Source organism: Nostoc sp. C052, assembly GCF_013393905.1.
Classification (GTDB): domain Bacteria; phylum Cyanobacteriota; class Cyanobacteriia; order Cyanobacteriales; family Nostocaceae; genus Nostoc.
In genome coordinates this window covers 2,580,187-2,593,885 of the sequence record NZ_CP040272.1, presented here as the reverse complement: position 1 = coordinate 2,593,885, position 13,699 = coordinate 2,580,187, and the positions used below count along the sequence as shown (strand labels likewise).

Annotated in this window: 8 protein-coding genes; all 8 read left to right on the top strand. The window is 44.6% G+C overall.

Going from position 1 to position 13,699, the window contains the following annotated elements; all coding sequences use genetic code 11:
* Positions 1-49: 49 nt before the first annotated feature.
* The 8 genes from FD723_RS10240 (at position 50) to FD723_RS10205 (ending at position 13,685) form a co-directional block, all read left to right on the top strand.
* Complete coding sequence (locus FD723_RS10240; RefSeq protein WP_179065241.1) at positions 50-739, top strand: GvpL/GvpF family gas vesicle protein; 690 nt, start codon at positions 50-52, stop codon at positions 737-739.
* 241 nt (positions 740-980) lie between these two features.
* Entirely contained in the window at positions 981-1,202 is a 222-nt protein-coding gene (gvpA, locus tag FD723_RS10235; RefSeq protein WP_163931998.1) for a gas vesicle structural protein GvpA, read from the top strand.
* 285 nt (positions 1,203-1,487) lie between these two features.
* The gene (locus FD723_RS10230; RefSeq protein WP_179065240.1) at positions 1,488-2,195 is read left to right on the top strand and encodes a gas vesicle protein GvpC; all 708 of its coding nucleotides are present in this window, start codon (positions 1,488-1,490) and stop codon (positions 2,193-2,195) included.
* Positions 2,196-2,639: 444 nt separating this feature from the next.
* A complete protein-coding gene (locus tag FD723_RS10225; RefSeq protein ID WP_179065239.1) occupies positions 2,640-3,971 on the top strand; it encodes a response regulator in 1,332 nt (443 codons plus the stop codon).
* Between the two features lie 146 nt (positions 3,972-4,117).
* On the top strand, positions 4,118-4,480 hold the full coding sequence (locus tag FD723_RS10220; protein WP_069071669.1) for a response regulator transcription factor: 363 nt from the start codon (positions 4,118-4,120) through the stop codon (positions 4,478-4,480).
* Between the two features lie 14 nt (positions 4,481-4,494).
* Positions 4,495-5,028 carry a chemotaxis protein CheW gene (locus FD723_RS10215; RefSeq protein WP_179065238.1) on the top strand — a complete coding sequence of 178 codons (534 nt, stop codon included), beginning with the start codon at positions 4,495-4,497 and terminating at the stop codon, positions 5,026-5,028.
* Positions 5,029-5,203: 175 nt separating this feature from the next.
* Positions 5,204-10,450: a GAF domain-containing protein gene (locus tag FD723_RS10210; protein WP_179065237.1), complete on the top strand. Its 5,247-nt coding sequence runs from the start codon at positions 5,204-5,206 to the stop codon at positions 10,448-10,450.
* A gap of 103 nt (positions 10,451-10,553) precedes the next feature.
* Positions 10,554-13,685: a hybrid sensor histidine kinase/response regulator gene (locus FD723_RS10205; protein WP_179065236.1), complete on the top strand. Its 3,132-nt coding sequence runs from the start codon at positions 10,554-10,556 to the stop codon at positions 13,683-13,685.
* Positions 13,686-13,699: the final 14 nt, after the last annotated feature.

The window sequence follows — 13,699 nt, the reverse complement described above, 5'->3', positions numbered from 1 at the left end:
GAGGACCTCCTGCCTCATCCCAGCTACAAATATTTACGCCGTTTTACTTATGTCAATATACGTTTATGCTCTTCTAGTCCCGACCGCATCACCGCTTGTTCTACCTTTAGGGATGGAAAGGAATATTGAACTAGTTTACTCTTCTGGTTTAGGCGCGATCATAGAGCCGGAAATCTCACTGGAGGCAATACAGGCAACGGATGAGCGTTTACTTCAAGCTGTATTAAACCACGATCGCGTGATTCGAGAACTTTTTCAACAAACTCCCCTTCTTCCGCTACGCTTTGGAAGGGGTTTTACCTCGCAAGAAAAACTGCTGAATCATCTAGAAAAGCACCAAGAGCAATATCTAGAAGCCCTAACTCAGCTAGCAGACAAAGCTGAGTACACTTTAAAAATGACACCCTGTTCTTTACTTGACGATTCTGACACTATTGATGCCAGGGGAAAAGCCTACTTATTAGCTAAAAAACAACGCTACCAAACACAGCAAGCATTTCAAGCACAACAATGCGAACAGTGGGAACTCTTGAGCCAGTTAATTCTCAAAACATATACAAATGTTATCTGTGAAACTCGACAGTCAGATGTGCGGCAAATCCACTTTTTGGCACAGCGTAACGATTCAACGCTCAGTACGCAGCTGTTTTCCCTCTGGCAGGTACAATACTCGCATTGGCAATTGGCACTAAGCGAACCCCTGCCACCATATCATTTTCTCAGAAACACTCTCATATAAATTCATAAAAAATAATATTTATAACTTTCCCAGAAAAAATCAAGATGAGATGATTTTTTCTTGAATTTTTGTCTAAAAGAAATTATTGTTAACTTTTTAATATTTTTTGATTTTCTTATATTTATCTTATATTTTTGGGAACACTAAACTCAGGAAGAATAAAACACATTGTGTAAGTTTTACCTACTGCTTAATCAGAGCAGGATGAAATCAAGAATTAGAGTTGTGAGAGTAAAAGAAAATGGCTGTTGAAAAAGTTAACTCATCTTCAAGTCTGGCTGAAGTTATTGACCGCATTTTGGACAAAGGAATTGTAGTTGATGCTTGGGTACGTGTTTCTTTAGTTGGTATTGAACTGCTATCAATAGAAGCTCGGATTGTGATTGCTTCAGTTGAAACTTACTTAAGATATGCCGAGGCAGTTGGTTTAACATCTCAGGCTGCTGTTCCATCTGCTGCTTAACACCAGTTTAGAAAAAGGGAGTCTTTGTGGCTCCTATTTAAAAAGAAAGAATTCAGGAGTCAGAATTCAGTTGGGTATTCTGTATGACTTGTGGATAGTGCAGCGTAAAGCCTTCTCTACGAGAGGCTTTGCCAACGGCATAGCAACTCTTAGAGAGGCAGCGCCAACGCTTAGAGCGAGTCCTCAATCGCCTGAATAAGTGGGTTTAAGTCCCCCACCAAATTGATTCTGAATTCTGAATTCTGTTTTAATATTTCTAGTTAACAAAATAGGAGATATCATCTGATGGCTCTCAAGAATTTATGGGAACAAGAGCGATCGCAGCGATTGCAAATAACTGCTGAACGCCGTCAAAAAGTTAACCAGTGGAAACAGCTAACTCAACAAGAACTTCATCTGCTTGCAGATGTGCTTCATCAAGAATTGAGCAGTTTTGTTACCAGCCTTCACAACAACAGAAAGTTACAACAGCAGCAATTTCAGCAAGAAATTGTCGAGCGGCAATTGGAAATATTGCAAATAAAAACAGATGTCTGGCAACGCCAGCAAGAATACCGCCAACAGCGGGCAGCAAAGGCTCAGGCATTATTCCAAAACTTGCAAAATTTCCGGGCAATATTACATAACAGCGTTTGGGACAATTACAGTCACGAACAAGCAGTTTCCCCAACTCCTGCTAAAGAAGAGAAATTAGTTGTAACAGTTCCAAAACGCTCAATCTCCCGTTCTGCAATTAAAGCCGCTGGTTTTCGTCCTTCCGCCAATACCATGACTAAGAAAGTGCCTGCCTTGAATGCGGATACTGCTAAATCTCAAGTGCAGCAATACATTCAGCAAGCTGAAGGGGCTACTCTGATAGAAATTGAAGAAGTGATAGGCTTAAGCCGGGTGCAAACGATAGATATTCTGCGCTCCTTAATTAAGCAAGGCATACTAGAACAACGCGATCGCCAATACTTTATTCGGCAACAAGCAATTTCTGGACAAACTTAATTCAAGCTCATTTTTTGTATTTGCAGACTAGCGGTTGGGCGATCGCTTATGTCTATCGCCTTAAGCAGCAGAGTACAAAATCGATAAGCATTAAAGCTAGTCTATACTTTGTAGTATTCAACATTTCCATCTTTTTCAGGTCTGTACTGCAACCACATTTATACAAGCAATTTGCTCAATAAATGTAACATGGCAAAAAGTTAACCTATTAATAATTAGTTAACCTATTAATAATTAGAAAAAGAGCTTAAATCTTTCTTCAAATTTCCGGCTTTGAACTTTAAAAATATCTAGATTGGAAAGGGATATAAAAAGCTGGGATAGCTCAATCAAGGTTTTGAACTGTGCTATTGGCAATTGCACGATAAAGTTAGTAAGCTGGATTGTTTGAGCAATTCTAATGTAAATGCAAAACTCAAGATATATAAGGAGGTGCGATCCATTGTGAATCAATTGATCGAGCAACTTCAAACTAAATTATTTACAGGCAGGCTAAATCTTGAAACAAGAGATGGGCCGACTTGGACGCTATATTTTCGTTTAGGACGATTAATTTGGCAGGCTGGCGGTTCTAATGCCGATGAGCGATGGCGACGACACTTGTTGCGGTACTGTTCTAATCTGGATGTGACACAGTTGGAGCAGCTTGTTTCTCCCCAAGAAAATTATCGCGAGTATTCCATTCTTGCTAAGTTGCGAGAACAAAAATTAATCGAACAACAACAACTTGTTAGCCTGATTGCAAGCTCAATCACTGAAGTCCTGTTTGATATAATGCAGTACATTGAAACCAAAAGAAATGGCAACAATCCAGCAGGGCAGTTGTCACATACTACCGTTGTTGGTGAAGTTCCTGGGGTTCTCCTTGCTGTAATACCAACAGAGGAAGTTTTGAAACGGGCTACACAAGCCTGGCAAGAATGGCGAGATGCAGGACTGGCAACCTACTCGCCCAATTTATTTCCGATAATTCAACAAATTGAGCTACTCCAAGGACAAGCATCCTCTAAACAGATTATTGCTCTAGTTGATGGCACAAAAACTTTACGAGGTCTAGGGCAAAAAAGCGGTCGGGATGTCTTAGCTTTGACTCGGTTATTGATGACATTGGTAAAAACAGGAGCGATCGCTTTTTCACCTACCCCAAAACTCAGGCAGGTTGGGATTAGTAAGGAAACTGGCAACCCGTCCAGTGCAGTTAATAATTCCAATTCTTCACTAAAGACAGAAGAGGACACTGTTATACAAGTTGCCCCCAATTTCAACAAAGTTGCTCTCCCAGCGACTAGCAAAGAAATTGTCAGTCCGTCTAGTACAGTTAATAATTCCAATTCTTCACTGAAGACAGAAGAGAAGACTATTTTACAAGTTGCCCCCCCAGCAGCTAGCAAAGCAATTATTGATGTCTCAAGACCTTTAGTAGCCTGTGTGGATGATAGTCCGATGATCTGTCGCAGTTTGGAGGAAATTCTCACCCATCAAGGTTATCGCTTTGTTGGCATTCAAGATTCCTTGACGGCAGTTTTAAACCTAATTAAAAGCAAGCCAGACTTCATTTTTTTGGATCTTTTGATGCCAAAAGTGAATGGCTATGAAATTTGTTCTCAAATCCGTAAAACTCCAAGTCTCAAAAATGTGCCAGTTGTCATTTTAACGGGGAAAGATGGAATAGTAGATCGGATGCGAGCAAAATTAGTAGGAGCAACTGACTTTTTAGGTAAACCTGTAGAACAAGACAAAGTACTCAATATGCTTCACAAGTATTTAACCGTTTAGGTTGAAGCGACAGTCATGCCAGTGGCTCCCCTATACCCATTTTCAAAACCGATTGTGGATGGGAAATTGCTTTCTAAATCTAGCTTGGTGTTAATTTATTTGTCGCCATTATTTTTCAAATTCTGAATTAAATAGTTAGGAAAAAAATGAAAAAAGTTCTTTTAGTTGAAGATAGCCTCACAGAATCCGAAAAGATGACACGTTACCTAGAGCAAGGAGGATATTCAGTTTATGAAGTTCGTAGTGGTGAAGAGGCTCAACTGCGGTTGAAACAACAAAAACCTGACTTGATCTTACTAGATTTGATTTTGCCAGGCCAAAGTGGATTTGAGTTCTGCCGCAAGTTGAAAGCCGATCCGACAACAAAAGGAATCCCGGTAGTGATTTGCTCAACTAAAAACACAGATGTTGATAGAACTTGGGGCAATATGAGTGGTGCCGATGGCTATTTGGTCAAACCTGTAGATGAAAATACCTTGCTCCAGACTGTTAATAAATTTATTCGCTAAAGGAAACTGGGGCAATGTTACAGGGCAATGATAGCTTTTCTTCGCTACCCATTAATAGTCAATTTCGACTTGAAAACTCTTCTCAAGGAAACAACCAGAGGTTTTTAAGATTTCCGTTGAATGGAAAGGTAAATGGGTTACTCCCATTAGCTGATTTGCGGGGAGTAATTCAGGTTGCACTCACCGAGATTTTGCCAGTACCGCAGGTAGCAGAATTCTTGTTAGGCATAATGAATTGGCGGGGAGAAGCGATCTGGATTCTTGATTTAGCAGCTTTGTTGGGAGCAACACACTGGTGTCGGCGAGAAGGTGTGCGTAATTCTGGCATGGCGATGCTTGTTCAAGTCCAGAATCAAACCATCGGGCTGTTGGTGGAGCAAGTCAATACCATTGAAGTTCACGATCCTCAAGAGCGGTTAGCAATTTCGACATCGATGTTACCTAGCCGACTAGGCTCATTCTTACAAGGTTACTTTGTGGATTCTCAAGGTAGCCCTTTGATGTTACTTGACACCCAGGTTGTGATTCAAGCCCTTCAGCCTCTTTAACACTAGACCTCTTGCAAAAATAGTTTTGCACTCTTGGGGGAAAGGGTAAAGGTAAAAGGGCAAGGGTTTTTCTTATCCCTTTACCCTTTCCCCCTTACCCTTTTCCCGACTTCTGCAAGAAGTCTACTCTGCATTCTACTTCTTAACTCCGACAACCTTCATAGCAAGAAAGATCATGGTAGCGCAACACAATCTTAGACCGAGCCAACCTCACTCAAATCCCAGCAACGGTTATAAGGAAACCGATAACGGGCATACCGTTGATGCACCAGCAAAACAGCAAATCACCTCCGCTCTAGAAGAATTGCGAACTGAACTGGATCAAGCTGATTGGGTGGAAACAGGGCCATTGCGAGAGAGAATCCGCAAGTTAAAAGAACTGCTAAGTGTGTTGCCATATCAAGACGGAGGAGATGGATTAGAGGTAGAGCAAGTACAGGCGATCGCTAGCAAAATCCGCCAATTTTCCGATCTAGATACTTTGCTCGCTACTGCTGTCATGGAGGTACAAAGCGCCCTGCAAGCCGATCGCGTGGTGCTGTATGAGTTTACGAATCCGACGCTGGGGATAGTTGTTGCGGAGGCGATGAGGGATGGCTTTACCCCAATGCTGAAGGAAAAACTGCCCGCCGTCACTTTTGGGTTAGGTTCTGCCAAGCTTTATCAACAAGAAAAATTAGTCGCGATCGCGGATACCTACACTGCTGGCTTGTCCCCTTACCAAAAGCAGCTCGTGGATCGGTTTCAGGTAAGAGCTTGTGTGAGTTTGCCGATCTTAGTAAAAGATGAGGTTTGGGGTTTGTTGGTAGTGCAGCAATGCGCTGCTGCTCGCCAGTGGCAAAATGCTGAAATTCGGTTACTAAAATTGATCGAGCAGGAATTAGAAGCGCAACTGCAAGTTGCCGTGATTCAGGCTACGTTGCAACAAGAAGTGGAAAAAGACCAAATCCTGGTCGGTGTAGCGAATAAAATTCTCCAGTCCAAAGATTTGGATACCATCTTTCGCGTTGCCACCCAAGAAGTAAGACAGTCACTAAAATGCGATCGCGTCGCAATTTATCGTTTCCAGCCAGATTGGAGTGGGGAATTTATCGCCGAATCTGCTGGAGCTGAGTGGGTTTCTCTATTAGAAGAACAGCGAAACAATCCAGCAATTGTCAATAACGTTAACTATTGCAGTGTGAGGAACCTTGCAGACGAAGGCGGATTGGTTGGGACAACAGGGCGATTGCCCAATGTAGATAGCTACATTCAGCACACCCAAGGCAAAAATTTCCATCGCGGACAGATTTATCGAGTCACTAATGATATATACAGCGCTGGTTTTTCCGACTGCTATATCAAAATTTTAGAAACCTATCAAGCCAAAGGATACATTATTGTTGCCATCTTCCAGGGAGAAAAGTTGTGGGGCTTGCTGGCTGCCTATCAAAATTCTCAGCCTCGTCAGTGGAAAGATAGTGAAGTTCGCCTAATGGTGCAGGTTGCAACTCTTTCTAGTATTGCGATTCAACAGGTGCAATATCAGCAACAGCTTTATCACCGCTCTGAGGAGTCAGCCAAACTTGTTGAACGAGAACGTACTGTTTTCGGCATCATTGAAAAGATTGGGCAAGCAACGGATCTTCGCACCCTTTTCCGCACTGCAACCCAAGAGTTGCGGCGATTTTTAAAATGCGATCGCGTTGTCATTTATCAAATTTATCCAGACTGGAGTGGAGAAGTTATCGCTGAATCTGTGGCTGCTGGTTGGTCGTCACTGTTGGAGATGCAGGAACAAGACAGCATTTTAAAAACAGGTCTGATATCTTCAGAACGTTGCAATGTTAAGGACTATGGCTCCCCTGTTAAACCTGATGCCGATACCTATCTGAAGGAAACCCAGGGTGGAATGTACGCCAAAGGAACCCGCTTTCGTAAAGTCAACGATATTTCTGCTGCTGGTTTTTCACCTTGTTATTTAGAATCATTGGAGAAGTTCCAAGCCAAAGCATACATTAATGTCCCCATCTTCCGCGCTGGTAATCTTTGGGGTTTGTTAGCAGCCTATCAAAATTCTGAGGTTCGGAAATGGGCTGAGGAAGAGATTGGTGCTTTGTTGCAGATTAGCGAACCGTTGAGTATTGCCCTCCAGCAAGCTGAATATATCGAACAGCTACGGTTAAAAAATCTAGAAATGACACAAGTAGCTGAAGTAGAAAACGCGATCGCCCGAATGGCGGATAGAATGCGTCAGTCCCAACAGCTAGAAACCATCTACCGCACTACCTTGGCAGAATTGCGGCAGATGTTCAAATGCGATCGCCTGGCAATATATCGCTTCAACTCTGACTGGGGTGGTGAATTTATGGCTGAATCTGTAGGAAGTGACTGGGTGCCTTTGGTTGGCCCCGATATCAAGACTGTGTGGGAAGACGAATACCTACAGCAAACCCAAGGCGGGCGCTATCGCAACAATGAAACCTTTGTCGTCAATGACATCTATACTGTTGGTCATGCCCAGTGCCACATCGACCTGTTAGAGCAGTTCCAGGCTAAAGCCTACACGATTGCCCCTATTTTTGCTGGAAACAAACTTTGGGGTTTATTAGGAGCTTACCAAAATAGCGGCCCGCGCCAGTGGAATTCCGACGAGGTGCGATTGCTGGCCAAATTGGGCATTCAGTTGGGGTTAAGCGTGCAGCAAGTTGAGTACATTGAAGAACTGAAAACGAAGAATGCAGAGTTGGCGCGGGCAGCAGAAGAGGAACAGGTACTGACAGGGATGGTGGAAAAAATTCGCCAAGCTCAAGAGGCAGATACAATTTTCCTGAATGTGCTGCCAAGTTTACGCAAACAATTACAGTGCGATCGCCTAGCAGTATTTCGCTTTCATCCCGACTGGAGTGTGGAATTTGTTGCCGAATCCGTAAAAGATCAATGGCTATCTTTAGGGGGTTTCGACATCAAAACGATTTGGATGGACGATCACTTACAAGAAACTCAGGGCGGACGCTATCGCAATCATGAAACCTTTGTTGTCGATGATATCTCTACTGCTGGTCACGTTCAGTGCTACGTAGAGATGTTAGAAAAAATCCAGGCCAAGGCTTACGCGCTCGCTCCGATCTTTATTGGAAACAAACTCTGGGGCTTTTTAGGAGCATACCAAAATACTGGCCCTCGGCAGTGGAAATCCAAGGATGTGCAACTGTTGCGAAAAGTAGCAGTGCAAATGGGTATAGGCTTGCAACAGGTTAAGTATATCGAACAGCTCAAGAAGAAGAATGCAGAGTTAGCCAGAGCCGCAGAAGGGCAACGAGCATTGACACGGCTGTCAGAAAAAATTCGCCAAGTTCAAGAGCTAGATACGATTTTCCGCAATGCCCTACCAGAATTGCGATCGCATTTGGAATGCGATCGTCTAGCAGTGTATCGCTTCAATCCAGATTGGGGTGGGGAGTTTATTGCCGAATCCGTAAGTCGTGAATGGGTGGCTTTAGTTGGCCCAGATATCAGGACTGTATGGGAAGACGAACACCTACAACAAACCCAAGGTGGACGCTATCGCAACAACGAGACCTTTGTAATTAACGACATTCACACTGCTGGTCATGCCCAGTGCCACTTGAAAATTCTCGAGCAATTCCAGATTAGAGCCTATATCATCACCCCGATTATTGCCGGAAACAAGCTGTGGGGTTTGTTAGGAGCTTACCAAAATACCGGGCCGCGGCAATGGCAAGATAATGAAGTCAACTTGGTAACGAAAATCGGCACACAGTTTGGGGTTGCCGTCCAGCAATCGCAATACTTACAACAAACCTTAAGCAAGAATGAGGAACTGATCAAACTGGCAGAACGGGAAGTAGCAAACGCCCGATTTTCCTATCGCCTGCCAAGTCGGTTAACAGAGATGGCTCAAAGTCATAGTAATGTTCTGGAATTTGTCCAGTTTGCCACCCACGAACTTCGTCAACTGCTGAAAGTAGATCGAGTTGGAGTTTACCGTTTTGAGCCTGATTGGTCTGGAGAATTTGTAGTTGAGTCTGTGACTGGGGATTGGCCTAAGTTGGTAGGAACTAGCCTTGCCAGAGTTAGAGATACTTATCTCCAGTACAACCAAGGAGGGCGTTATGTCCGCAAAGAAAGTTTGCGGGTTGACGATATATATAGTGTCGGTCATGACGAATGTCACATCCAACTGTTAGAGATGTGGGGAACTAAAGCCTATATGATTTCTCCGATTTTTCAAGAAAATCGGCTCTGGGGGTTGATGGGAGTTTATCAAAATAGCGCATCGCGCCAGTGGGAGCAATCCGAGGAGGATGTTCTCAACCAAGCCAGCGTCCAGATTGGTCTTGCTCTCAATCTTTCAGATTACCTAACACAGGTGCGTACTCAAGAGCAGCAACTAGCAGAAGCAGCAGAGCGCGAACGCACCGCCCGCGAAAAACTCCAACAAGGAGCTATCCGCGTTCTCATGGCTTTGGAACCATCCTTCAGAGGCGATCTGACCGTTCGAGCGCCCCTATCTGAAGATGAAATTGGGACGATCGCCGATGGTTACAACACTACGATTCAAAGTTTGCGAGATTTAGTGCGACAAGTGCAGATTGCTGCTGGCAAGGTGAGTGAAAATTCCAGCAATAACACTACCTCAGTAGTAAAACTATCTGACCAAGCTCAACAGCAAGCAGAACGGCTGGAAAACGCTCTGGAACAATTACAAATGATGGTAACTTCCACCCAGATAGTCGCTGCTGATGCTCAAAAAGTCGGACAGGCGGTGCAAAGAGCTAATAACACCGTCCAAGCTGGTGATTCGCTAATGGAAAGAACCGTAGATGGCATTTTGGAGATTCGGGAAACCGTGTCGGAAACAGCGAAGAAGATTAAACGCCTCGGTGAAGCTTCTCAGAAAATCTCGAAAGTAGTAAGTCTGATTGAAAACTTTGCCACTCAAACTAATTTGCTGGCACTCAATGCTGCGATCGAGGCTACCCGTGCTGGAGAGTATGGCAAAGGCTTTGCGGTGGTTGCAGATGAAGTACGTTCCCTGGCTTATCAGTCGGCTAGTGCTACCACAGAAATTGAGCGACTCGTGCAAGAAATTCAAGCTGGCACTAACGAAGTTACCGAAGCAATGGAAATAGGGATTAGTCAAGTTGTCCAAGGCTCGAACTTGATCGATGAGACTCGTCATTCCCTGAGTGCGATTGTGGTAGCTACCAACGAAATTGGTGGACTAGTACAAGGAATTACTCAAGCAGTTTCCCATCAAAGTCAGCAATCTCAGATGTTGACAGAGGCAATGATGGATGTTTCGGCGATCGCCCGCAAGACTTCAGAAAGTGCCATCCACATTTCCGAGTCTTTTGAGGAACTACGGATGACTTCACAACAACTGGAAACCAGCGTTAGCCAGTTCAAAGTTGACTAATCTCGAAAAACTGTTATGAACCAATACCGTTCACTTAAGCTTTTTTCTCTCCCCCTGCCTCCCCTGCCTTAACAGATAAATCTCCTTAACTGAACCGTGTATTATGAACCCCGATCCCAGTAATCAAGAGCAGGCTTTTCTTGCGGAAGCGGCAGAGTTATTGCAAACCATTGAGCAGAATCTGATCGGTCTACTTGATGAAAAAACAATAGAAAAAGTTCATGCTTTGATGCGAAGCGCCCATACTATCAAAGGGAGTGCTGCCAGTGTTGGGCAAGAAACTATTCAGACAATTGCCCATCATTTGGAAGATGTATTCCAAGCGTTATACGCTCCAGAACTGGAAATCGATCCAGAATTAGGTGCTTTGCTTCTAGATGCTTATGAGTGCCTGCGAACTCCATTGAGTGCTGCCTTGATGGGCTTATCCTGCAATGAGGCAGAAATACTCGATCGCACTGCCTCAATCTTTGCCCAACTTCAGCATAAACTAGGCGACTTTTTTGGTCGTGAGGCTCCGCTTCCCAGTTCGGAAGAACTTGGCTTTGATGTCGTAGAGTCAATCTTTTCCGGGAGTGTACTCCAGGATTTGCAACAATTGGAAACTGACATCCAAAGCCAAAATCCGCAACAAATTCAAACAACACTCAACTCTCAAGCCGAATTTTTTGTCGAACTAGCAGCATCTTATGGCTTATCTGGATTGGAAGAAATTGCCCAGGCGACCCTAAACGCGCTCAAAGCGCATCCAGACAAAGTATTGCAAATCGCTCAGGCGGCTTTAGAAAATTTTAAAGCAGCTCAAACAGCAGTACTTGCAGGCGATCGCATTCAAGGAGGAGAGATATCTCCACAATTGCGAGAATGGGCAGAAATAACTACTCCTGTCCAAGAACTGCAAGGGCAGCCAGTTGCGATCGCTACCCAACCAACACAAACGACTACAACTGAGAATCAGCCATCCCCCCTCCTCAGTGCCAGCGAAGCGGAATCAATTTGGTCATTTTTCCCGAAGCGGACTGATAACTCCGTAGCGAAAGCACCGGAGGTACTTGCACCTATTTCTCAGGATTCGGTAGTAGTCCCCTCTGCCATAGATCGGATTTTACAGTCAATCTGGATTGGAGATCCAGAGACATCCTGCCGATACTCAGACTCAGATCGGCCAGCCTCTCCACCACCTCCAAGCCTCCAGGCTCAATCATCGGCATCACTTCCCAGTATCCGAGTCGCGATAGAACAACTCGATCGCCTCAGCCATACAATTGGGGAATTGCTAATCAGCGAAAATCAACAAAACCTGCAATCTAACCACATCCACAAAGCAGCTCAAGACACTCTACTACAGTTTTTGTACTGTCAACAACAACTTAGTAAAGTTTTTACTTGGTCGGATCGACATCTGCTGCTTCCTGAACGCAAGCAACGACATATACATGGCTCTCCACGCTCAGTTCCTACTACCGAGGCACAATCCAATTTTGATGCCTTAGAAATGGATAACTATAGCGAGTTGCACATTCTCCTGCAAAATCTTACAGAAGACATGGTGCAATTAGGAGAACGGATTGAGGCTGTTAATGGCTTAGTTCAGCAATCTCGCTTCAGCCTCGGAAAGCGCAAGCAACTGCTTTCAGGAGCGCAGGAAGATTTGCTGCAAGCCAGAATGGTTCCACTGGGAACAGTATTGAATCGATTACCCCGGCTGCTGCAACAGATGGTAGCAACTTATCATAAGCCTGTTGAACTCAAGCTTGGCGGTACGAAGGTACTGGTGGATAAAGCCATTTCTGAGCAGTTGTACGATCCCTTGCTGCACATGATTCGTAATGCTTTCGATCACGGCATTGAACCGGTAGAAACCCGCCGCCAGCAGGGTAAACCAGAAACCGGAACAATTACAATTAAAGCCTATCATCAAGGCAACCGCACTACTATTGAGGTACGGGATGATGGTCGAGGCTTTAACTGGGAATCCATTCGTCAGCGAGCTATAGAAAAACACCTGCTGACTTCCGAACAAGCCGCCTACGCCTCAGAAGACCAACTGGCAGAGTTATTATTTGAACCAGGCTTTTCTACCGCCAAGCAGATTGGTGAGTTATCTGGTCGTGGTATCGGCTTAGATGTTGTTCGCACTCAATTGCAAGCTTTACAAGGTTCGATTGTGGTGCGATCGCTTTCAGGGCAAGGAACCACCTTCATGCTGCAATTGCCCCTGAGCTTGACAACAGCACGCCTGCTCGTTTGTCAATCTCAAGGGATTACTTATGGCTTGCTGTCTGAAGGAGTTAGCCAGGTTTTATTACCGCAGCCAGAGCAGATTCAAGTCCAGCAATCTTTACACGGTCAAGGCAGCCAAAAATTCTGGCAGTGGGGAGAAGGGCAGAGTCTGCAACTAGTTCCCATCCGATCGCTTGCCAATTTGCTGGATTACAAATATCCTTTATTCACCCAAGACCACAATTTAAACCTAAGTCCTTTTCCAGTCAAACAACGGAACACCGTTGAACCTCTGCTGCTATTGGAAACAGAGCATCAATACCTGTGTTTGCAAGTCGATCAGATTTTAGTCGAACAGGAATTAGTAATTAAATCCCTCGGCAGAGTCCTGACTTTACCTAGTTACATCCAAGGCTACAGCGTGTTGGGAAATGGTAGTCTTACCCTAATCGTTGATCCGTTGGAGTTAGTTCGGCAAACCTGGGAGACAGATATGATGCCGACTTCCCCGGCATCAAGTCTTACAACTAAACTATTGCCTGCGCCTGAGCCTGTTCTTGCTCTAGAAGGGCAGCAATCCCAGCTAACTACGCAACCGCAGCAACAGCCAATAGAAGTCAATACAGCCGTTGCTCAACCTAACCGACTGACGGTGTTAGTCGTGGAAGATTCGGTTGTACAAAGACAAAGTTTGGTGCAGACGCTCCAGAAAGCCGATTATCAAGTGTTGCAAGCAGGCGATGGTCGAGAGGCGATCGCTCAATTGGTGCAACACAGTGATGTCGATCTAGTGATTTGTGACATTGAAATGCCGCGTATGAATGGATTTGAGTTTTTAGAACACCATCGCCAAGACGAGCGTTTGTCCGGGATTCCTGTGGTGATGCTGACTACTCGTAGCGGACAGAAGCACCGCCAATTAGCTTTAGCTCTAGGGGCGAAAGCTTACCTGACCAAACCCTATTCCGAACAGAACTTCCTGTCCGCGATCGCTGAATTGGTTAAAGGGTAAGGGGGAAGGGAAGG

Excerpts from the sequence above, each read along its gene's own strand:
- FD723_RS10240 (WP_179065241.1), top strand. The coding sequence starts at position 50 with ATGTCAATATACGTTTATGCTCTTCTAGTCCCGACCGCATCACCGCTT.
- gvpA (WP_163931998.1), top strand. The coding sequence starts at position 981 with ATGGCTGTTGAAAAAGTTAACTCATCTTCAAGTCTGGCTGAAGTTATT.
- FD723_RS10230 (WP_179065240.1), top strand. The coding sequence starts at position 1,488 with ATGGCTCTCAAGAATTTATGGGAACAAGAGCGATCGCAGCGATTGCAA.
- FD723_RS10220 (WP_069071669.1), top strand. The coding sequence starts at position 4,118 with ATGAAAAAAGTTCTTTTAGTTGAAGATAGCCTCACAGAATCCGAAAAG.
- FD723_RS10215 (WP_179065238.1), top strand. The coding sequence starts at position 4,495 with ATGTTACAGGGCAATGATAGCTTTTCTTCGCTACCCATTAATAGTCAA.
- FD723_RS10210 (WP_179065237.1), top strand. The coding sequence starts at position 5,204 with ATGGTAGCGCAACACAATCTTAGACCGAGCCAACCTCACTCAAATCCC.
- FD723_RS10205 (WP_179065236.1), top strand. The coding sequence starts at position 10,554 with ATGAACCCCGATCCCAGTAATCAAGAGCAGGCTTTTCTTGCGGAAGCG.